The organism is Acidovorax sp. GW460-11-11-14-LB4, assembly GCF_059423685.1.
Genome location: NZ_JBWKYJ010000001.1, coordinates 81,283 through 102,369 on the forward strand (window position 1 = coordinate 81,283; position 21,087 = coordinate 102,369).

The 21,087-nt window shown below is 64.0% G+C and carries 14 protein-coding genes and 1 pseudogene; 7 read left to right on the plus strand and 8 right to left on the minus strand.

Annotated elements, in window-relative coordinates; translation table 11 throughout:
• Positions 1 to 14: 14 nt before the first annotated feature.
• On the minus strand, positions 15 to 647 hold the full coding sequence (locus AC07X4_RS00355; RefSeq protein ID WP_494738890.1) for an NUDIX domain-containing protein: 633 nt from the start codon (positions 645 to 647) through the stop codon (positions 15 to 17).
• 158 nt (positions 648 to 805) lie between these two features.
• Between AC07X4_RS00355 and AC07X4_RS00360 the strand changes: the two genes are divergently transcribed.
• Complete coding sequence (locus AC07X4_RS00360) at positions 806 to 1,567, plus strand: DeoR/GlpR family DNA-binding transcription regulator (RefSeq protein ID WP_494738891.1); 762 nt, start codon at positions 806 to 808, stop codon at positions 1,565 to 1,567.
• 8 nt (positions 1,568 to 1,575) lie between these two features.
• On the opposite strand, the gene AC07X4_RS00365 is transcribed toward AC07X4_RS00360, so the two are convergent.
• Positions 1,576 to 2,481, minus strand: a complete 906-nt coding sequence (locus AC07X4_RS00365; RefSeq protein WP_436077239.1) for a LysR family transcriptional regulator — start codon at positions 2,479 to 2,481, stop codon at positions 1,576 to 1,578.
• A gap of 148 nt (positions 2,482 to 2,629) precedes the next feature.
• Here AC07X4_RS00365 and AC07X4_RS00370 point away from each other — a divergent pair, with 148 nt between their 5' ends.
• A complete protein-coding gene (locus tag AC07X4_RS00370; RefSeq protein ID WP_494738892.1) occupies positions 2,630 to 3,595 on the plus strand; it encodes a DMT family transporter in 966 nt (321 codons plus the stop codon).
• Between the two features lie 93 nt (positions 3,596 to 3,688).
• On the opposite strand, the gene AC07X4_RS00375 is transcribed toward AC07X4_RS00370, so the two are convergent.
• The 6 genes and pseudogenes from AC07X4_RS00375 to aceE all read right to left on the minus strand — a co-directional run bounded on the left by AC07X4_RS00375 (position 3,689) and on the right by aceE (position 13,954).
• The gene (locus AC07X4_RS00375; protein WP_494738893.1) at positions 3,689 to 5,110 is read right to left on the minus strand and encodes an aspartate kinase; all 1,422 of its coding nucleotides are present in this window, start codon (positions 5,108 to 5,110) and stop codon (positions 3,689 to 3,691) included.
• 311 nt (positions 5,111 to 5,421) lie between these two features.
• Positions 5,422 to 6,480, minus strand: coding sequence for a substrate-binding periplasmic protein (locus tag AC07X4_RS00380; protein WP_494739020.1), 1,059 nt, complete (start codon positions 6,478 to 6,480; stop codon positions 5,422 to 5,424).
• Positions 6,457 to 7,416, minus strand: a pseudogene (locus AC07X4_RS00385) (methyl-accepting chemotaxis protein); the annotation flags it as partial. The pseudogene AC07X4_RS00385 and the gene AC07X4_RS00380, both read right to left, overlap by 24 nt.
• A gap of 251 nt (positions 7,417 to 7,667) precedes the next feature.
• Entirely contained in the window at positions 7,668 to 9,518 is a 1,851-nt protein-coding gene (gene lpdA / locus AC07X4_RS00390; protein WP_436077237.1) for a dihydrolipoyl dehydrogenase, read from the minus strand.
• Positions 9,519 to 9,537: 19 nt separating this feature from the next.
• Complete coding sequence (gene aceF / locus AC07X4_RS00395; protein ID WP_494738894.1) at positions 9,538 to 11,226, minus strand: dihydrolipoyllysine-residue acetyltransferase; 1,689 nt, start codon at positions 11,224 to 11,226, stop codon at positions 9,538 to 9,540.
• Positions 11,227 to 11,245: 19 nt separating this feature from the next.
• Positions 11,246 to 13,954 carry a pyruvate dehydrogenase (acetyl-transferring), homodimeric type gene (gene aceE, locus AC07X4_RS00400; RefSeq protein ID WP_146870831.1) on the minus strand — a complete coding sequence of 903 codons (2,709 nt, stop codon included), beginning with the start codon at positions 13,952 to 13,954 and terminating at the stop codon, positions 11,246 to 11,248.
• A 176-nt stretch (positions 13,955 to 14,130) separates the two neighbouring features.
• On the opposite strand from aceE, the gene AC07X4_RS00405 reads away from it, so the two are divergent.
• The 5 genes from AC07X4_RS00405 (at position 14,131) to AC07X4_RS00425 (ending at position 21,065) form a co-directional block, all read left to right on the plus strand.
• Positions 14,131 to 16,683 (plus strand): PAS domain-containing sensor histidine kinase, encoded by a 2,553-nt coding sequence (locus AC07X4_RS00405; RefSeq protein ID WP_369882136.1) that lies wholly within the window; start codon positions 14,131 to 14,133, stop codon positions 16,681 to 16,683.
• Positions 16,680 to 17,306 (plus strand): response regulator transcription factor, encoded by a 627-nt coding sequence (locus AC07X4_RS00410; protein WP_007848524.1) that lies wholly within the window; start codon positions 16,680 to 16,682, stop codon positions 17,304 to 17,306. The genes AC07X4_RS00405 and AC07X4_RS00410 overlap by 4 nt, the downstream gene beginning before the upstream one ends.
• 73 nt (positions 17,307 to 17,379) lie before the next feature.
• Positions 17,380 to 18,234: a bifunctional methylenetetrahydrofolate dehydrogenase/methenyltetrahydrofolate cyclohydrolase FolD gene (gene folD, locus AC07X4_RS00415; RefSeq protein WP_056062998.1), complete on the plus strand. Its 855-nt coding sequence runs from the start codon at positions 17,380 to 17,382 to the stop codon at positions 18,232 to 18,234.
• Between the two features lie 69 nt (positions 18,235 to 18,303).
• Positions 18,304 to 20,349, plus strand: a complete 2,046-nt coding sequence (locus AC07X4_RS00420) for a M3 family metallopeptidase (protein ID WP_494738895.1) — start codon at positions 18,304 to 18,306, stop codon at positions 20,347 to 20,349.
• 59 nt (positions 20,350 to 20,408) lie between these two features.
• Positions 20,409 to 21,065 (plus strand): glutaredoxin family protein, encoded by a 657-nt coding sequence (locus AC07X4_RS00425; protein ID WP_494738896.1) that lies wholly within the window; start codon positions 20,409 to 20,411, stop codon positions 21,063 to 21,065.
• Positions 21,066 to 21,087: the final 22 nt, after the last annotated feature.

A 21,087-nucleotide genomic window follows, 5' to 3' on the forward strand; every position in this document is an offset into this window, starting at 1 on the left:
GCACTGCGCCTTTTTTACAGGGCGGTGCCTCGCAGGTGCAAGGCCACATGCTGCAGCAGCATGATGGTCTTGCCGTCCTGGATCGTGCCGTTGGCAATGCCCGCCAAGGCGTCGGCCAGCGGCATCTCGATCACCTCGATGTCCTCGCCCTCTCCCTCCAGGCCGCCGCCGCTGCGGATGCGGTCGCCGGGTTCGTACTCGGCCACGAAAAAGTGCAGCTTTTCCGTCACCGAGCCAGGGCTCATGTAGGCCTCGAACACCTTGCGCGGCTGGCGCACACGGTAGCCGGTTTCTTCCTCGGCCTCGCGGCGGATGCAGGTTTCGGGGTCGTCCCCGTCGAGCAGGCCCGCGCAGGTCTCGATCAGCAGGCCGTCAGCGCAACCGTTGAGAAAGGCGGGCAGCCGGAACTGGCGCGTCAGCACCACGGTGCTGCGACGCGGGTCGAACAACAGCAGTGCGGCGCCATTGCCCCGGTCGTAGGCCTCGCGGCTCATCGTCTGCCATTGGCCGTCGCGCCGGCGCAGCGAGCAGGTGACCTTGCGCAGCACGTACCAGTTGTCGGAGAGCACCTGCACATTCAGCAGCTTCACATGCTCGGTGCGGGCGTTCAGCTCAGGGATGGGGACTTCAGGCACAGGGCGGCTCATGCAATGCCCCCCGCCGGCGGGCTTGGGTAGCGACGCACGGCAAGCGACAGCGCGAAGGCAGTGTGGTCAAGTGATGAATGCATGGTTTTGACAAGATTGATTTACGCAATATCATGCACAAACATGCAAATTCGTGCAATCAGTTCGTCTAACCCTTCATGCTGACCACCCAACGCAAACAGTTTCTGCTCGACCGCCTGCGTCGGGACGGACAGATCGTGGCCAAGGCCTTCAGCGAGGAGCTGGGCATCTCGGAAGACACCGTGCGGCGCGACCTGCGCGAACTGGCTGCGGAGGGCCGCTTGCAGCGCGTGCACGGCGGCGCCCTGCCCGCCTCGGCCGCAGTGGGCAGCTTGCAGGTGCGTGAGCAACTGGCCCCCGAAGACAAACGCGCCCTGGGCCGCGCCGGGGCCGCGCTGGTGTTGCCCGGCCAGGTGGTGATCCTGGATGGGGGTACCACGTCGTTGCAGGTGGTGCAGCACCTGCCGCTGGACTTGCGCGCCACTGTGGTCACGCACAGCCCCACCGTAGCGGTGGCGCTGGCTGGGCACACGCAGGTGGAGGTGCTGATGCTGGGAGGCAGGTTGTTCCGCCACTCCATGGTGAATGTGGGTGCCAGCGTGGTCGAGGCCGCAGCCCAGTTGCGGGCCGACCTGTACCTGATGGGCGTGACCGGCGTGCATGCCGAGGCCGGTCTGACCACGGGAGATTTTGAAGAAGCCGCCGTCAAACGTGCCCTGCACCAGCGGGCGGCAGAAACGGTGGTGCTGGCCTCGATCGACAAGCTGGGCACGGCATCGCCGTTCAGCGTGGCCCCCTTGCACGAACTGGCCGCGCTGGTGGTGCCTGCCGCCACACCGCAGGCACTGCGCAAAAAGCTGCAGGCCGGTGGCGCCAAGGTGGAGATCGCAGCGGCCTGATCAGGCCATCAGACAGTAGCGGCGCCAGCGCCCTGGCGCAGATGTGCGACCAGCGCCGCAGCAAAGCCCGTCAGCACCGCCCCCTTGCGCACGCAGATCTGCAGGTCGCGCTGCGCCCAGGGCTCGTCCAGCTCGACCAGCACCGGTGGCTCGCTCAGGCCCGCCACCTGCAGGGCCGCTCCCCGGGGCACTAGGCCAATGCCCACGCCCGCCCCCACCATGCGGCACACGGCTTCAAAGCTGCGCACCTGAATGCGCACGTCCAGATGCCGCCCCAGCGCGGCAGCGGCGTTGGTCGTGAAGGTGTGGATGGCCGATCCCGCGTGCAGCATCACAAAGGCCTGGTCCAGCACCTCGGCAAAACCCACGCGGCCACGCCCTGCCAACGCATGGCCTGCGGGCACGATGAGCACCAGGCGGTCCTGCCGGTAGGGTGACAACTCCACACCCGCGCCCGTGCCACTGTCGGCCAGCACACCCACCTCGATCTCGCCGCTGGCCACTGCGACCACGATCTCTGCGCTGGTGCGCTCCTCCAGGCTCACGCTGACCTGCGGGTGCTGCCTCAGGAAACCCGCCAGGTCGTCGGGCAGAAAGGTGTGCGTGGCATGGGTATTGGCCCACAGGCTCACATGGCCCCGGATGCCGCTGGCAAAGGGCGAGAGGTTGGCATGCATCTGCTCGACGCTGGCCAGCACCTGGCGCGCATTGCGCAGCAGGGCCTCGCCCGCCCGGGTCAGCGCCACGCCCCGGGTCTGGCGCTCGAACAGCGAGGTGTTCAGCGCCTCCTCCAGCCGGCGCAGCCGGTGGCTGGCCGACGACGGCGCCAGGTAGGCACGCGCGGCGCCGCGTGTGAGGTTGCGCTCTTCGGCAATGGCGACAAAAAGGCGCAGGTCGGTGAGGTCGTAGCTCAAAGCGGTCTCCTTGCCTTCGTGAAAACCGAACGCATGGTTGCTGGATCAACAATTGTGCCTTGCAACATACAAAGGCAGGATGCCAGCCATCCCGATAAAAAGCATGCAAATCGTTCGGTGCTGCCGTACAAGATGCTTGACCTGACACATGCCCTGGAAAAACTGGTCCTCCGAACGCCTTGGTCTTGCCCTCGCCATCCTGGCGGCGCTGGGCTTTTCCTTCAAAGCCATTTTTGTGAAGCTGGCCTATGCCGTGCCCCAGGCCGTGCCCGTGGATTCCGTCACCCTGCTGTGCCTGCGCATGGCGTTTTCCGTGCCGGTGTTCGCCTGGGTGGGCTGGCGCGCCAGCCGCCACCTGGCCCCGCTGAGCGGGCGCGACTGGCTGGCCATCACAGCCCTGGGCCTGCTGGGCTACTACGGCGCCAGCATCCTGGACTTCATCGGCCTGCAGTACATCACCGCCAGCCTGGAGCGGCTGATCCTGTTCACCTACCCCACGCTCACCATCCTGATCGGTGTGCTGTTCATGGGAAAACGCGCCTCCCGGCGCGAGCTGGGTGCTCTGCTGCTGTCCTATGCGGGCATTGGCCTGGCCTTTGCGCACGACCTGCATGTGGCGGGCGACACGCGGTCGGTGCTGATCGGCGCGGGCTTTGTGTTTGGCTCAGCCATCTCGTATGCGTTCTACCAGGCGGGCAGCGAGCCTGCCATCCGGCGCATGGGTGCAGCCCGCTTCACGGCGCTGGCGATGCTGGTCTCGACCGGCGCCACACTGCTGCATTTTGTGGTGTCGCAGCCCATGGGGGCGCTGGTGCAGCCTGCCCCGGTGTACCTGCATGCCCTGGGCATGGCCGTGTTGGCCACCGTGCTGCCGGTGTTCATGACCTCGGCCGCCATCCGCCGCATCGGCGCCTCCAAGACAGCGCTCATCGGCACGCTGGGCCCCATCCTCACCATCTTTTTTGGCGCCTGGCTGCTGGGCGAGCCCTTGTCCGCCTGGCAACTGGGGGGCGCGGCCCTGGTGCTGGCAGGGGTCCTGCTGATTAGCAAAATCAGCATTCAAACAGGCCTTCTGCGCCTGATGGATAAGACTTTATTGCTATACAAAAAATAGCAAACATATCCCCGCACCCAATCCCCCAGGCACGCAAGGGCGCAAAAAAGCCCGCACGGGGCGGGCTGTGGGCCGAGTGCAGAAGCCTTTTTCTCAGGCGCGCGGAACGGGTGCGCCGGAGTTCACGCACAGCGCCATGTTCAGTGCCTTGATGGCGGTCTTATAGTCCTCGCGTTCGATCACGAACTGCATGTTCACCTGCCGCAGGGTCTGCGACACGCAGTTCACGTTGACCTGCGCATCGGCCAGCGCCTGCGCGGCCTTGGCCAGCACGCCGGGGATGCCGATGTTGGAGCCGATGGTGCAGACAATGGCGCTGGGCTTGATCGTCACGACCTGGTAGTCCTTCTGCAGCTCGGCCACCAGCTCGGGCGTGACCTGGTTGTCCCACACCAGATGGGCGATGGAGTTGGCGTTGGTGGCCTTGAGGATGTAGCTCACATCGTGCTTGCAGAACACGTTCATCAGGCCCGCATCAAAGCCCACCGTGCCCACCATGCTGGGGTCGTGGATCTCGATCAGCGTGACTTTGTCGGTGCCCGTGACGATCTCCACACGCGCGCGCTCACCCACGAAGTCCTTGGTGATCAGCGTGCCGGGGTGGTCGGGCTCAAAGGTGTTTTTCAGGCGGATCGGGATGCCGGCCAGCTCCATGGGCTTGGCGGCCTTGGGGTGGATGGCTTCCATGCCCACGTCGGCCAGCTGGTCGGCCACGTCGTAGTTGGTGGCGCCCACCACGATGGCGTTTTCCAGGCCCACGAGGTTGGGGTCGGCAGAAGACAGGTGGAATTCCTTGTGGATCACGGCCTCTGCCGGGCGCACTTCCACGGCGATCTTGCTGAAAGTGACTTCGGAGTAGCCCCGGTCAAACTCGCGCATGATGCCTTCGGTGCCCTTGGTGTAGCCGGTGGCCACCACCACCTTGTCGCTCAGGTCCAGGCCCTTGAAGCTGTTGGCAATGCGCTCGTCAATGGTCCAGGCTTCGTTGTCGTCAAAACCGGCCAGATCCATCAGCATGGCGTTGACGCCGTTGACCTTGAGGATTTCGACCGAGTTGAACGCGCTGTGCGACTCGCCAATCGAGGCCAGCACTTCGCGCGCCGCGAGCAACACATCCTTGCGGCTGAGATAGCCGCTGGCCAGCACGTGCTGCATGGCGTTCAGATATTCGCGCGCCTGGCCAATGCGCTGGTCGATGAAGGCATCGGCCACATCCAGCGGCAATCCCAGGTCAGCGTAGCCGGCGTTCAGCTTTTTGAGGCTGACCGCCAGTTGGGTCAACGCATCTTGGTAACCCTTGCCTTCGGCAAACAGGGCATAGATGCCGCGCTCGCCCGTCTTCTTGTGCTCCAGCAGCTGGTTCGTCACACCCGAATAGGCGGACACCACGTAGATCCGGCCGTTAATGCGCTTGGGGTCGTGCAGCACGATGTGGCGCAGCACATCGCCAAAGGCGGTCATGGAAGTGCCGCCGATCTTCTCGACAGAGATCTTGGAGGAAGTTACGTCTTGCATGGACAAGCAAAAAGGAGCAGTGAAAAAACAGGCCGGGCCGAACCGATGACCGGCGGGGACTGACGACGGAAACCCCCCTATTTTCGCCCATATTGGAAGTGCGCCCGATCGTCGGCCGCCGGCCCAGGGTCACACCACGCCCTCGTTCCCTCGCAAAGCCAAGCTGGAAGTGCGCCCGATCGTCGGCCGCCGGCCCAGGGTCACACCACGCCCTCGTTCCCTCGCAAAGCCAAGCCACCGGGCTCCCATGCGGCCAGCGCCGCTGCTGTACCGCCAGTTCGATCGAAGGCGTCAAGTGAAGCCGGGGCGACTCACTGCGCTTGCACCGCTCCGTCGCGCACCACCCATTGGGCGCCCCAATGTCTTGACCACTGTTCTGCCAGACGGAGGAAGCTGCCATCACGCTTCATGGCGTCCAGCGCGTCTTGCCAGCTGCGCACCACAGCCTGGTCTGTGCGTTTGGACATGCCTATGTACAGGCGATTCACAAAGAGTTCGTAGACCGGCTCGAAGTCGGCCGGGTCCAGACCTGCATCGCGAGCGGTGGTGGGCAGATCCATGTCGGTCATGACCAATGCGGTGACCTTGCCTTCGAGCAGCTTGCGGAATGCGGTAGCCCAGTCTGGCGAGTAGTCCAGGTTGCGAAAATCCTTGCCCCTGAGGAACTCCTCTTTGGAATCCCCCTTGATGACCGCGATGCTGGGGAGCTTGCGCGCCTCGTACAAGCTCTTGACGGTGACGCCGCTCCCCTTCTTGACAAACAGCACAGCGTTGCTGTGAACCAGCGGGCCGACCCAGTGGAACTGGTTTTCGCGGCTGGGTGTGCGCGCCATGGTGAACAGTACGGCATTGGGCTCGGTCTGCAGCGCGGCGTAACTGCGCTCCCAGGAGGTGATGCGCACTTCTGCCTGATGCCCGGTGCGAGCCAGAATCTCGCGCACTACATCAGGGGAAAAACCTTTGACATCCGCACCGCTCGCGTCCTGCTTGTTGGCGGCATCGGTGTAGTTCAGCGGGGGTTCGTGCGCCGTGCCGACGATGAGCTGCACGCCGCGCGAGAGCTGCCCAGCCAATTCCTTGGACTCTTGCCGAATGCGCAGTGCCGCTGCGGGACGGGCTACTTGCCGCTCGCTGGCCCGTGCGATGGGCAGCTCTGGCAGCGCATTGGCCGGAGGAAGGCCGGCCACGCGGAATGCAGCTGCCGCGTAGCGCAGCCCGGCAGCCCGGGTCTGCAGGGTTTCCGCATGCACGCTGGCATCGTGCAGGAGCTCGGCATAACGTTCGGTCACGACATCCAGGTGGTCCAGCGAGCCGCTCAGTTGGGAAATATCGCGCTCCTGCTGCTGGGTGACCGCAGCTAACTCTTCCATGATCTGGGTGACTTGCTGCGAGCTGGCGTTGATCTCGTCCATGGAGTTCGCCACCTGGTCGGCCAGCTTGGCAGACTGCGCAATCTTCTCCACAGAGCCCGCAATCAGGGTCTTGATCTCCTTCGCCGCACTCGCGGAGCGCTGGGCCAGCGTGCGCACCTCTGAAGCCACCACCGCGAAACCCTTGCCCTGTTCGCCCGCGCGTGCAGCCTCCACCGCTGCATTGAGCGCCAGGATGTTGGTCTGGAATGCAATGCCATCAATGACACCAATGATCTCCTCGATCTTTCCCGAGGATTCACTCAGGGCATCCATGGTGTTGGTCATCTTGCTGACCACCTCATTACCTCGGGTCGCAATATCGGAGGCGAAACGCACCGACTTTTGAGAGTCTGCGGTCCTGCTGCCCGCTTGTTTGACTGTGTCGATCAGGCTACCAATGTGGGATCTGCTTTGCTGCAGCAACTCGGTCTGCTGCGACATATTGGTGGCCAGATCCAGGTTATTGGACGAAAAAGTGACCGATTCCACAGCCACCGTTTCGGCCTCTTGCCGTAATAGCCCGATTTTTTCAGCCAGCGAGTCGCGCAGCGCATGAATTGCCGCTAGGGCACTGCTGGATTCGGTTCTCTGCGTTGCGGTGGAGGCCATTAATTGGCCGGCGCTCAAATGGGCGATGTGTTCGTTCAACGCGTCGGGACTGCCACCCAACTGGCGAGCTACGGACCGATGGAGACGAACCAAGGCGACGCCGACAAGCACCGCCGCAGCCAACAGAAGCCACATCAAGCGTTGCCAGGCGGCATCAGACGCGCTGGGCGCAACTTGCAGATCACTGTGCAAGCTCCAGGCGCTGGCAGCCAGCACCACAAAGCTGGACGCGCAGACAAGGCCCCAGACGAAGAAATGTGAACCTAACGAGGCATTTTGTTTCATGCAGGGTCTCACCAAAAGAGTGATTCGTAGTGACCCCTTAGCAAACTTGATGCCCACAGTAACAAAAAGTCACAGGCTCTAAGATGCCCATGCAGACCCTGTGCAGACTTAGCGCAACCACTCCAGAGCACGCAGCCACTGTGGGCTCGTGCTTGCCCGCATGCACGCCAGAAAATGAAAAGGCCGCGCAACCCCCTCTGGGCTTGCGCGGCCAGCGACCGAACCGGCAGCGTTCTCAGCGAATCATCGGATCACTTCTTCTGTGGTGGCACGTCCGTGCAAGACCCGTGGGCAATCTCCGCCGCCATGCCGATGCTTTCGCCCAGCGTGGGGTGCGGGTGGATGGTCTTGCCGATGTCCACCGCGTCGGCTCCCATCTCGATGGCCAGGGCAATCTCGCCAATCATGTCGCCCGCATGGGTGCCAACCATGCCGCCGCCCAGGATCTTGCCGTGGCCATGGGCTTCGGGCGAGTCGTCGAACAGCAGCTTGGTCACGCCCTCGTCGCGGCCGTTGGCGATGGCGCGGCCGGAGGCCGTCCAGGGGAACAGGCCCTTCTTGACCTTGATGCCCTGGGCCTTGGCCTGGTCTTCGGTCAGGCCCACCCAAGCCACTTCGGGGTCGGTGTAGGCAACGCTCGGGATCACTCGGGCGTTGAAGGCGGCCGCGGCCAGCTCCTTGTTGCCTTGCAGTTCACCGGCGATGACTTCAGCCGCCACGTGCGCTTCATGCACCGCCTTGTGCGCCAGCATGGGCTGGCCCACGATGTCGCCGATGGCGAAGATGTGCGGCACGTTGGTGCGCATCTGGATGTCGACGTTGATGAAGCCACGGTCCGTCACGGCCACGCCGGCCTTTTCGGCAGCGATCTTCTTGCCGTTGGGCGTGCGGCCCACGGCCTGCAGCACGAGGTCGTACACCTGGGGTGCCGGGGCAGTGCCGCCCTCTTCCGCCGCGGCAAACGTCACCTCGATGCCTTCGGGTGTGGCCTTGGCACCCACCGTCTTGGTCTTGAGCATGATGTTGTCAAAACGCTTGGCGTTCATCTTCTGCCAGATCTTGACGAGGTCGCGGTCGGCGCCCTGCATCAGGCCGTCCATCATTTCGACCACATCGAGGCGCGCGCCCAGCGTGCTGTACACGGTGCCCATTTCGAGGCCGATGATGCCCCCGCCCAGAATGAGCATGCGCTTGGGCACTTCCTTCAACGCCAGGGCGCCGGTGGAGTCGACCACGCGTGGATCATCGGGCATGAAGGGCAGGCGCACGGCTTGGCTACCAGCGGCGATGATGGCCTTCTTGAAAGCGATGACTTTCTTGGTGCCCGTCTTCTCCTGCGCGGTGCCGGTGGTTTCTTCCACTTCGAGGTGGTTGGCACCGACAAAGGCACCGTAGCCACGCACGGTGGTCACCTTGCGCATCTTGGCCATGGCGGCCAGGCCGCCGGTGAGCTTGCCGATGACTTTCTCTTTGTGGCCACGCAGCTTGTCGATGTTGACGGTGGGCGCGCCAAAGTCCACACCCAAGTCGGCCATGTGGCTGACTTCGTCCATGACGGCCGCAACGTGCAACAGCGCCTTGGAGGGGATGCAGCCCACGTTCAGGCACACGCCGCCCAGGGTGGCGTAGCGTTCGACGATGACGACCTTGAGGCCCAGGTCGGCCGCACGGAAGGCGGCGCTGTAGCCGCCGGGACCGCCGCCGAGCACGAGCACGTCGCAGTCCAGATCAGCGGAGCCAGCAAAGCTGGATGCTACTGGATTGATAGCTGCCGGCGCATTATTTACCTGCGCTTCAGCCGGTTTCTGCTCTGAAACTGCAGGCGCTGGAGATGCGGCAGGCGCTGGAGCGGCTGCGCCTGCACCCTGCACTTCCAGCGTCAACACCACCGAGCCTTCGGCGATCTTGTCGCCCAGCTTCACTTTCAGCTCCTTCACAACCCCAGCATGGCTGGACGGGATCTCCATGGAGGCCTTGTCGGACTCCACGGTGATCAGGCTTTGCTCGGCCTTGATGGTGTCGCCGGGTTTGACCAGCACTTCGATGATGGCCACCTCGGCGAAGTCGCCGATGTCGGGCACCTTGATGTCGATGATTGCCATGGTGTGTCTTGCCCTTTCGTTACATCACGATGCGGCGGAAGTCCGCCAGCAGCGAGGCAAAGTACACGTTGAAGCGCGCAGCAGCGGCGCCGTCGATCACGCGGTGGTCCCAGCTCAGGCTCAGGGGCAGCATGAGGCGCGGTGCAAATTGCTTGCCGTCCCACTGGGGCTCCAGGCTGCTCTTGCACACGCCCATGATGGCGACTTCGGGAGCGTTGATGATGGGCGTGAAGTAACGCCCGCCAATGCCGCCAAGGGAGCTGATGGAGAAGCAGCCGCCGGTCATGTCGGCCGGGCCGAGCTTGCCGTCGCGCGCCTTCTTGGCCAGGTCGCCCATCTCTTGCGAGATCTGGACGATGCCCTTCTTGTCAGCGTCGCGGATGACCGGCACAACGAGACCGTTGGGCGTGTCGGCCGCAAAGCCGATGTGGAAGTAGTTCTTCATCACCAACTGGTCGCCGTCGAGCGAGCTGTTGAACTCGGGGAACTTCTTGAGCGCGGCCACGGCGGCCTTGATCATGAAGGCGAGCATGGTGACCTTGACGCCACTCTTCTCGTTCTCTTTGTTGAACTGCACGCGGAAGGCTTCGAGGTCGGTGATGTCCGCGTCGTCGTGGTTGGTGACGTGCGGGATGACGACCCAGTTGCGGTGCAGGTTGGCGCCGCTGATCTTCTTGATGCGCGAGAGGTCCTTGCGCTCCACCGGGCCAAACTTGGTGAAGTCCACCTTGGGCCAGGGCAGCAGGTCCAGCCCCACGCCGGAGCCGCCAGATGCAGCAGCGGGCGCCTTGGCGGCCTGGGCCTTGGTCTGCACCGCACCTGCCATCACCTGCTTGGTGAAGGCGGCCACGTCGTCCTGGGTGATGCGGCCCTTGGGGCCGGTGCCCTTGACTTCGTCGATGGGCACGCCCAGTTCGCGGGCGAACTTGCGCACCGAAGGCGATGCATGGGGCAGGCCTGCCGTGGGAGTGCCGGGCTGGTGGACAGGGACAGCCACCGAGGCGGTGGCAGCGGCGGGTGCTGCGGCTGCCACCGCAGGAGCAGCCGCAGCCACTGGGGCTGGTGCCGGCGCAGCGGCCGCAACGGGTGCTGCTACAGGCGCTGCAGCAGCTGCCGTACCTTCAAGCAGAGCCACCAGATCACCAATGTTGACGGTGTCGCCAATCTTGACCTTGAGTTCCTTGAGCACGCCAGCGGCAGGCGACGGGATCTCCATGGAGGCCTTGTCGGATTCGACGGTGAACAGGGACTGCTCGACCTTGATGGTGTCGCCGACCTTGACCAGCATCTCGATGACGGCCACGTCCTTGAAGTCGCCGATGTCGGGCACGCGCACTTCGACCGGGCCAGTGGCCGCAGAGGCTGCGGGGGCAGCAGCAGCAGCAGGAGCTGGCGCAGGTGCCGCCACCGAGGCGGGAGCCGCCGCTGCAGGAGCCAGCGCAGCGGCCGGGGCTGCGGCTGCGCCCGCGTCAGCGGACTCCACCACGGCAATCACCGAGCCTTGTTTGACCTTGTCGCCCAATGCAATCTTGAGTTCCTTGACCACGCCTGCGTGGCTGGATGGGATTTCCATCGATGCCTTGTCCGATTCGACCGTGATGAGCGACTGCTCGGCCTTCACGGTGTCACCCACCTTGACCAGCAACTCGATCACGCCCACTTCGTCGAAGTCCCCGATGTCCGGGACTTGAATGTTGACCAATGCCATTGTTCTGTCTCCGTTCGTTTTATGCGTAGAGCGGGTTGATCTTGTCAGCATTGATGCCGTACTTGGCGATCGCCTCGGCCACCTTGGTGGCGGGCAGCACGCCGTCTTCGCTCAGCGCCTTGAGGGCGGCCACGACGATGTAGTGGCGGTTCACCTCGAAGTGCTCGCGCAGCTTGCTGCGGAAGTCGCTGCGGCCAAAACCGTCGGTGCCCAGCACCTTGTAGTTGCGGCCCTTGGGCACAAAGGGACGGATCTGCTCTGCATAGGCCTTCATGTAGTCCGTGGATGCGACCACGGGGCCCGTGCTGCTGCCCAGTTGCTGCGCCACGAACGGCACACGCGGGGTTTCCAGCGGGTGCAGCAGGTTCCAGCGGTCCACGTCCTGGCCTTCGCGGGTGAGTTCGTTGAAGCTCGGGCAGCTCCAAACATCGGCCTGCACGCCCCAGTCGGCGGCCAGCAGGGTTTGGGCGGCCAGCGACTCGCGCAGGATGGTGCCCGAACCCAGCAGTTGCACGCGCTTGTCACCCTCGGCGCCGGGCTTGCACAGGTACATGCCCTTGATGATCTGCTCTTCCGTGCCTTCCACGAGGCCCGGCATCGGGTAGTTCTCGTTAAGCAGCGTGATGTAGTAGAAGACGTTTTCCTGCTGCTCGACCATGCGCTTGAGACCACGGTGCATGATCACCGCCACTTCGTGGGCAAAGGTGGGGTCGTAGCTCACGCAGTTGGGAATGGTGTTGGCCAGGATGTGGCTGTGACCATCTTCGTGCTGCAGGCCTTCACCGTTGAGCGTGGTACGGCCCGAGGTGCCACCCAGCAAGAAGCCACGGGCCTGCATGTCACCCGCAGCCCAGGCCAGGTCGCCAATGCGCTGGAAGCCGAACATCGAGTAGTACACGTAGAACGGCACCATGATGCGGTTGTTGGTGCTGTAGCTGGTGGCGGCAGCGATCCAGCTGGCCATGCCGCCGGCTTCGTTGATGCCTTCCTGCAGGATCTGGCCGGCCTTGTCTTCCTTGTAGTACATCACCTGGTCGCGATCGACCGGGGTGTACAGCTGGCCCTTGGGGTTGTAGATGCCGATCTGGCGGAACAGGCCTTCCATGCCGAAGGTGCGGGCCTCATCCACCAGGATGGGCACCACACGCGGCCCCAGGGCCTGGTCGCGCAGCAGTTGCGTGATGAAGCGCACGTAGGCCTGGGTGGTGGAGATTTCACGGCCTTCGGCCGTGGGCTCCAGGATGGCCTTGAAGGTCTCGATGGCGGGCACGGTGAAGTGCTCGTCCGCCTTGGGACGACGCTTGGGGAGGTAGCCACCCAAGGCCTTGCGGCGCTCGTGCAGGTACTGCATCTCCGGGGTGTCATCGGCCGGTTTGTAGTACGGAATGTCAGCCAGCTGGCTGTCCGGGATCGGGATGTTGAAGCGGTCGCGGATGTACTTGATGTCCTCGTCCGACAGCTTCTTGGTCTGGTGCACGGTGTTCTTGCCTTCACCGGCCTTGCCCATGCCATAACCCTTGACGGTCTTGACCAGCAGCACGGTGGGCTGGTTCTTGTGCTCATTGGCAGCGTGGAAGGCGGCATACACCTTGGCGGGCTCGTGGCCGCCACGGCGCAGCTCGAAAACCTCTTCGTCGGTCATGTGCTCGACGAGCTTGAGCGTCTCGGGGTACTTGCCGAAGAAGTTCTTGCGCACGAAGGCGCCGTCGTTGGCCTTCATGGCCTGGTAGTCGCCGTCCAGCGTTTCCATCATCAGCTGCTTGAGCTTGCCGGTCTTGTCGCGGGCCAGCAAGGCATCCCAGCCATTGCCCCACAGCAGCTTGATCACGTTCCAGCCCGCGCCGCGGAACTCGCCTTCGAGTTCTTGCACGATCTTGCCGTTGCCCCGCACCGGGCCGTCCAGGCGCTGCAGGTTGCAGTTGATCACGAAGACCAGGTTGTCGAGATTTTCGCGCGCGGCCAGGCCGATGGCGCCCAGGGATTCGGGTTCGTCCATTTCACCGTCGCCGCAGAACACCCACACTTTGCGGTTTTCGGTGTTGGCAATGCCACGGGCGTGCAGGTACTTGAGGAAGCGGGCCTGATAGATGGCCATCAATGGCCCCAGGCCCATGGACACCGTAGGGAACTGCCAGAACTCGGGCATCAGCTTGGGGTGCGGGTAGCTGGACAGGCCCTTGCCGTCCACTTCCTGGCGGAAGCTGTCGAGCTGCTCTTCGCTCAGGCGGCCCTCAAGGTAAGCGCGCGCATAGATGCCGGGGGCGCTGTGGCCCTGGATGTACAGCAGGTCACCGCCGTGGTCTTCGCTGGCGGCATGCCAGAAGTGGTTGAAGCCCGCACCGAACATGCTGGCCACCGAGGCAAATGAACCAATGTGACCGCCCAGGTCGCCGCCGTCGGCAGGGTTCAGGCGGTTGGCACGCACCACCATGGCCATGGCGTTCCAGCGCATGTAGGCGCGCAGGCGCTTTTCGATGGCGATGTTGCCAGGGCAGTGCGCCTCTTTTTCCGGCTCGATGGTGTTGACGTAACCCGTGTTGGCAGAAAACGGCAGGTCGATGCTGCTCTGACGGGCGTGTTCAAGAAGTTGTTCCAACAGGAAGTGGGCGCGCTCTGGGCCCTCCTTGTCGATCACGGCGGACAGCGCGTCCATCCATTCACGGGTTTCTTGCTGGTCGGTATCGGAACCGATGCCGAAACCGGCCTGAGGGTCGGGCTGAGCTGACATGCTTTGTCTCCTGTAGGTGTGGCAGCAATTTAGTACGTTGGCTCTAGTTTCGCATATTTTTTCGCAATTTCAAATGGTGCCTATTCATTTCATATTGCAATAATTTGCTGCAAGCGCACATGATGCGGAAGGCCTGAGCACTCCCGGGGCTCCTCTACACTCCCTACATGGATTCGATGCCCACCACCTCCTCCCCCACGGCCACGACCGTGGCAGCGCCGATACGCTGGTGGCGCAAGTGGTGGCGCGGCTTGTCGCCCACCCGGCAAGACCGTTTTGCCGCACTCGCCCCCCTCGCGGCAGTGCTGATGTTCCTGGCCGCCATCGTTGCGGCGTTCTGGTACCTGCGCGCCGAAGAAGCCGAGCGCGAACAAGAAGCCCTACGGCGCGACGTGGAATACGCCCAGCAGCGCGTACGCCTGCGCCTGCTGGAGCGGCAAGAGCAACTCATGCGCATCGCACGCGATGTGTCCAACCAGGACCTGGGCAAGGCAGAGTTCATCAGCCGCGCGGAGGCACTGATCAGCCAGTACCCGGAGCTGCAGGCCATCACCTGGATTGACGACCGCCGACGCATCCGCGCAAGCCAGGCCGCCCCGACACTAGCGAGTGGTGAACTGCGCATCGCAGGCGAAGTCCTCAAGCCCGGGGACACCGCCGACACCTTTGGCCTGGCTCGGGACCTGCAGCAACCGGTGTACGCGCAGCCGGCCGCCACGTCGGGCGATGCGACCCCATTGCTGCAGTTGCAGGTACCGCTCAACAATCAGGGCAAGTTCAGCGGCGTGGTGCTGGGTGAATATTCCATCGACAGCCTGCTGCGCTACGGCACTCCCACCGAAGTGCTGGCGCGCTACGCGGTGACGCTGCTCGACAGCAAGAACCAGGTGCTGGCGGGCACGCCGCTGGGCCCGCGCAACAAGGCCACGCAGTTGCTCCCCTGGACGCCCAAGGCCAACGAGTACGAGGTACCGGTCTCCCCCGTCGGCAACGGTCTGGTGCTGCGCGCACAGGCATACCGCACGTCGCTTGGCGTGGTGGGCAGCGGGCTGTTCTGGCTGGTGGGCACGCTGAGCGCGATGACGGCCTGGATGCTGATCGCCACCTGGCGCCACACCCGTCGCCGCATGCAGGCGCAAGAGGCCCTCGTGGCCGAGACCAACTTTCGCCGGGCGATGGAAAACTCCATCCTCACCGGCATGCGCGCCCTGGACATGGAAGGCCGCATCAGCTATGTGAATGCCGCCTTTTGCCAGATGACGGGCTGGAGTGCCGAAGAGCTGGTGGGCCTGAAAGCCCCCTTCCCCTACTGGCCCGAGGCCGATCACGAAACCCTGCAGGCCAAGCTGCGCGACGAACTGCGCGGCAACACCATGGCAGGCGGCTTTCAGGTGCGCGTCAAGCGCAAGAGCGGGACGCTGTTCGACGCCCGGCTCTATGTGTCTCCGCTGATCGACGCCCATGGCCAGCAGACAGGCTGGATGACGTCGATGACTGACATCACCGAGCCCAACCGCATTCGTGAACAGCTGTCGGCGTCGCATGAACGCTTCACCATCGTGCTGGAGTCGCTGGACGCCTCGGTGTCGGTGGCCCCCCTGGGCAGCGAAGAGCTGCTGTTTGCCAACAAGCTCTACCGCCAGTGGTTCGGGTCGCAAACCGGCGGGCACCTGCAACTGGTGGCGCAGGCAGGCGTGGTGCCGATTGCGGGCAAGGAGCAAAGTGGCATGGACGATGAGGACGGCCTGATGGGCCTGCCCACCGACACGCTGACCAGCGCCCGCAGTGAAAACGCCGAAATCTACCTGCCCGACCTGGGCAAGTGGCTGGAAGTGCGCTCGCGCTATCTGAACTGGGTGGACGGCCGCCTGGCCCAGATGGTGATTGCCACGGACATCACCCCCCGCCGCCTGGCTGAAGAGCAGGCCCAGCGGCAGGCCGAGCGCGCGCAGTCGGTCAGCCGCCTCATCACCATGGGCGAGATGGCGTCCAGCGTGGCGCACGAACTGAACCAGCCGCTCACCGCCATCAACAACTACTGCAGCGGCATGGTTTCGCGCATCCAGAGCGGCCAGCTCACCGAAGAGGCCCTGCTCACCGCCCTGCAAAAGACAGCGCACCAGGCGCAGCGCGCAGGCCAGATCATCCAGCGGATCCGCTCGTTCGTGAAAAAGAGCGAGCCCAACCGCACGCTGGCCGATGTGCATTCGATGGTCAACGAAGCCGTCGAGCTGGCCGATATCGAACTGCGCCGGCACAACGTGCGCCTGACGCACTACGTCGCCGCGCGCCTGCCGCAAGTGATGGCCGACACCATCCTGATCGAGCAGGTGCTCGTCAACCTGATGAAGAACGGCGCCGAGGCCATCCAGCACGCCGACCGCCCCGCCCCCAACCGCAGCGTGGAGCTGCGCGTGGTGCCCAAGCAGATCGATGACCGCCAGGTGGTCGAGTTCTCGGTGCAGGACACCGGCAAGGGGCTGGCCCCCGAAGTGCTGGAGCGCCTGTTTGAGGCCTTCTTCTCCACCAAGCAGGAAGGCATGGGCATGGGCCTCAATCTGTGCCGCAGCATCGTCGAGTCCCACCAGGGCCGGATGCAGGCGGAGAACCTCTACAATGGCTCGGAGGTTACAGGCTGCAGGTTCTCCTTCTGGCTGCCGCTTGCCAAGCCTGCTGATGCCACTACAAATTCTGTAGCAAACGAACAAAACCCAAGGACTGTTGCATGAGCTTGATTCCGAAAAAAGGCACTGTTTACGTTGTGGACGACGACGAAGCAGTTCGCGATTCCCTGCAGTGGCTGCTGGAAGGCAAGGACTACCGGGTGCGTTGCTTTGATTCGGCCGAGACGTTTCTCTCACGCTACGATCCGCGCGAGGTGGCCTGCCTGATCGTGGACATCCGCATGGGCGGCATGACCGGCCTGGAACTGCAGGACCGCCTCATTGAGCGCAAATCGCCGCTTCCCATCGTGTTCATCACTGGCCACGGCGACGTGCCTATGGCAGTGAACACCATGAAGAAAGGTGCGCTGGACTTCATCCAGAAGCCTTTTGACGAAGAAGAGCTGGTGGGCCTGGTAGAGCGCATGCTAGACCACGCCCGCGAAGCCTTCGCGGGCTACCAGCAGGCCGCCAGCCGCGACGCCCTGCTGTCCAAGCTCACCAGCCGCGAGGCGCAGGTGCTCGAACGCATCGTGGCCGGTCGCCTGAACAAGCAGATCGCTGACGACCTGGGCATCAGCATCAAGACGGTGGAGGCACACCGCGCCAACATCATGGAAAAGCTCAACGCCAACACGGTGGCCGATCTGCTCAAGATCGCTCTGGGGCAGAACGCGCCCAAGGGCTGATCGCTCCCATTTTGATAGCTACCAGCGCATATTGCACTAGCGCTACCAGCCATTTTGACTTGTATTTTCTGACATGACAGCCCAACTCATCGACGGCAACGCCCTTTCCCGCCAACTTCGCAGCGAGGTGGCGCAACGCGCTGCCGCCCTCACCGCCCGTGGCCACCAGCCTGGCCTGGCGGTGATTCTGGTGGGCGAAGACCCAGCCTCGGCCGTGTATGTGCGCAACAAGGTCAAGGCCTGCGAGGACAGCGGCGTGCGCTCCATCTTTGAAAAGTACGACGCCGATCTCAGCGAGGCTGCGCTGCTGGCACGCATCGAAGCCCTCAATGCCGACCCCACGGTGCACGGCATCCTGGTGCAGATGCCCCTGCCCAAGCACATTGACCCGCACAAGGTCATCGAGGCCATTGCCACCTCCAAGGATGTGGATGGCTACTCGGTGCTGTCGGCTGGCGAACTCATGGCGGGGCTGGACGGTTTCCGCCCCTGCACGCCCTACGGCAGCATGAAGCTCATCGAGTCCACGGGCCAGTCGATCAAGGGCAAACATGCCGTGGTCATCGGGCGCAGCAATACCGTGGGCAAGCCCATGGCCCTGCTGCTGCTGCAGGCCAATGCCACGGTCACCGTCACCCACAGCGGCACCCCCGACCTGGGCTACCACACCCGCCAGGCAGACATCGTGGTGGCTGCGGTCGGCCGCGCCAACACGCTCACCGCCGACATGGTCAAGCCCGGTGCCATCGTGATCGACGTGGGCATCAACCGCAAGGCCGACGGCAAACTGTGTGGCGATGTGGACTTTGAGGGCGTCAAAGAGGTGGCGGGCTGGATCACCCCCGTCCCTGGCGGGGTTGGACCCATGACCATTACCATGCTGCTGGTGAACACCATCGAAGCCGCCGAGCGGGCTGCCGCGCGCTGACCGCGCCCGGGGGAGACGCCAGCCGCTTTGCAACTTGAACCTGCGCCGCCTGGCGCCATCTAATCCCGCATGAGCAACGCCCTTCTCGACTTCTCCGACCTCCCCGCCTTTGACCGCATCACCCCACAGGACGTAGCCCCTGCGGTTGATGTGCTGCTGGAGCGTGCCAATCAGGCTCTGGAGACCGTCACGGCGCCCGACTTCCCTGCCCGCTGGGATGCCATCGCCAAGGTGCTGGATGTAGCCACCGAACAGCTCGGCCGCGCCTGGGGGGCTGTCAGCCACCTCAACAGCGTTGCCGACACGCCGGAACTGCGCGCGGCCTACAACGCCGCCCTGCCCCGCGTTACGGAGTTCTGGACCCGCCTGGGCGCAGACGAACGCCTCTATGCCAAGTACAAGGCCATCGACCCCGCCACCCTGACGCCCGAGCAGCGCCAAGCCCACCGCAATGCAGTGCGCAACTTCGTGCTCAGCGGCGCTGAGCTGACCGGGGCCGCCAAGGAGCGCTTCGCCCAGATCCAGGAACGCCAGGCCGAGTTGAGCCAGAAGTTCAGCGAAAACGCGCTGGACGCGACCGATGCCTTTGCCCACTACGCCACCGCGGAGGAACTGGACGGTGTACCGGCCGATGTGCAGCAAGCCGCTTTGGCGGCCGCACAGGCGGACGGGAAACCAGGCTACAAGCTCACCCTGAAAATGCCTTGCTACCTGCCGGTGATGCAGTTTGCCACCCGCAGCGACCTGCGCGCCAAGCTATACCGCGCCTATGTCACCCGTGCCTCGGACCAGGCCGAAGGCGAAGGCCAGAAATTCGACAACACCGCGCTGATTGGCGAAATCCTGGCCTTGCGCCGAGAAGAAGCCCAGCTGCTGGGCTACGCCAACTTTGGTGAAGTGTCCGTGGTGCCCAAGATGGCCCAGTCGCCCGCCGAGGTTGTCCAGTTCTTGCGTGATCTCGCCCGCCGCGCCCGGCCCTATGCCGAAAAGGACGTGGCCGACCTGCGCGCCTTTGCGGCCGAACACCTGGGGCTGACCGATCCGCAGCCCTGGGACTGGCCCTACATCTCTGAAAAGCTCAAGGAAGCCCGCTACGCCTTCAGCGAGCAGGAGCTCAAGGCGTACTTCACGGCACCCAAGGTGTTGGCAGGCCTGTTCAAGATCATTGAGACGCTGTTTGAAGTGTCCATCCGCCGCGACACGGCACCGGTGTGGCACCCTGCGGTGGAGTTCTATCGCATCGAACGCAACGGCCAACTGGTGGGCCAGTTCTACCTCGATCAGCCCGCGCGCACCGGCAAGCGGGGCGGCGCCTGGATGGATGACGTGCGCACGCGCTGGCAGCGCCCCGACACCGGAGTGCTGCAAACGCCGATTGCCCACCTCGTCTGCAACTTCGCGGACGGCGTGGACGGTAAGCCGCCACTGTTGACCCATGACGACGTGATCACGCTGTTCCATGAATTTGGCCATGGACTGCATCACATGCTGACCCAGGTGAACGAACGCGATGTTTCCGGCATTGGCGGCGTCGAATGGGACGCCGTGGAGCTGCCCAGCCAGTTCATGGAAAACTTCTGCTGGGAATGGGATGTGCTCAGACACATGACGGCCCACGTGGACACCGGCGCGCCGCTGCCGCGCACGCTGTTTGACAAGATGATTGCCGCCAAGAACTTCCAGAGCGGCATGCAGACCCTGCGCCAGATCGAGTTTGCCTTGTTCGACATGCTGCTGCACACCGAACACGACCCGGCCCAGGACTTCATGCCCCTGCTGACTCAGGTGCGCCAGGAAGTGGCCGTGCTGCAGCCGCCCGCGTTCAGCCGCACGGCCCACACCTTCAGCCACATTTTTGCCGGCGGCTATGCAGCGGGGTACTACAGCTACAAATGGGCCGAGGTCCTCAGCGCCGACGCCTACGCCGCCTTTGAAGAAACCGCCGGTACCGACGGCTTGCCCAGCACCGAAACCGGGAGACGCTACCGTGAGGCCATTCTGGAAGCGGGTGGCAGCCGCCCCGCCATGGAGTCCTTCAAGGCCTTCCGTGGCCGCGAGCCCAGTCTGGATGCCCTGCTGCGCCACCACGGCATGGCGGAAGAACTGACCGCCTGAGTGCGGTCTATCGCCTGGCCTCTAAAAACCCCAGCCCCACAAGAATGAGGAGAACCCGCATGCCCCGTACAACGTTCGCTCCTGCCGCTGCCTCCTTGTTGATGGCCCTGGCCTCTGTGGGGGCCCAGGCGCAGAATGTCTATCGCATTGTCGGGCCCGACGGCAAGGTGACTTTTTCAGACCGCCCTCCGGCCGAAACCACAGCACCGCCCGCGCGCAGCCCTGCAGCCCCGGCTGCCGCGACCGCAAGCCCAGCAACGGCCAATGGAGCGTTGCCTTACGAACTGCGCCAGGTGGCCAACCGGTACCCGGTGACCATCTACACCGGCAATGACTGCGCACCCTGCGGAAGCTTGCGCAACATGCTGACATCACGCGGTGTGCCGTACACCGAGCGCACAGTGGCCAGCAATGAGGACATTGCCGCACTGCAACGCCTGAGTGGCAGCACCAGCCTGCCTTTTGGCACCATTGGCGGCCAGCAACTGGTGGGCTTTTCGGACGCGGAGTGGATCCAATACCTCGACGCAGCGGGTTACCCCAAACAATCCCAGTTGCCCAGCAACTACCGCCAGCCAGCGCCCACCCCCCTGGTTGCGGCCAAGCCGGTGGAATCCGCACCCGCCTCTGAGCCGAAACCGCCTGCACGGCCCGCGCTTCCACCACCGGTCAATGACGGCCCAACACCAAGCAATCCCGCCGGTATTCGGTTCTGACACTGTGACGTAGCCGCCTCCA

Excerpts from the sequence above, each read along its gene's own strand:
- AC07X4_RS00355 (WP_494738890.1), bottom strand. The coding sequence starts at position 647 with ATGAGCCGCCCTGTGCCTGAAGTCCCCATCCCTGAGCTGAACGCCCGC.
- AC07X4_RS00360 (WP_494738891.1), top strand. The coding sequence starts at position 806 with ATGCTGACCACCCAACGCAAACAGTTTCTGCTCGACCGCCTGCGTCGG.
- AC07X4_RS00370 (WP_494738892.1), top strand. The coding sequence starts at position 2,630 with ATGCCCTGGAAAAACTGGTCCTCCGAACGCCTTGGTCTTGCCCTCGCC.
- AC07X4_RS00375 (WP_494738893.1), bottom strand. The coding sequence starts at position 5,110 with ATGCAAGACGTAACTTCCTCCAAGATCTCTGTCGAGAAGATCGGCGGC.
- AC07X4_RS00380 (WP_494739020.1), bottom strand. The coding sequence starts at position 6,480 with ATGGAAGAGTTAGCTGCGGTCACCCAGCAGCAGGAGCGCGATATTTCC.
- lpdA (WP_436077237.1), bottom strand. The coding sequence starts at position 9,518 with ATGGCAATCATCGACATCAAGGTGCCCGACATCGGCGACTTCGCCGAG.
- aceF (WP_494738894.1), bottom strand. The coding sequence starts at position 11,226 with ATGGCATTGGTCAACATTCAAGTCCCGGACATCGGGGACTTCGACGAA.
- aceE (WP_146870831.1), bottom strand. The coding sequence starts at position 13,954 with ATGTCAGCTCAGCCCGACCCTCAGGCCGGTTTCGGCATCGGTTCCGAT.
- AC07X4_RS00405 (WP_369882136.1), top strand. The coding sequence starts at position 14,131 with ATGCCCACCACCTCCTCCCCCACGGCCACGACCGTGGCAGCGCCGATA.
- AC07X4_RS00410 (WP_007848524.1), top strand. The coding sequence starts at position 16,680 with ATGAGCTTGATTCCGAAAAAAGGCACTGTTTACGTTGTGGACGACGAC.
- folD (WP_056062998.1), top strand. The coding sequence starts at position 17,380 with ATGACAGCCCAACTCATCGACGGCAACGCCCTTTCCCGCCAACTTCGC.
- AC07X4_RS00420 (WP_494738895.1), top strand. The coding sequence starts at position 18,304 with ATGAGCAACGCCCTTCTCGACTTCTCCGACCTCCCCGCCTTTGACCGC.
- AC07X4_RS00425 (WP_494738896.1), top strand. The coding sequence starts at position 20,409 with ATGCCCCGTACAACGTTCGCTCCTGCCGCTGCCTCCTTGTTGATGGCC.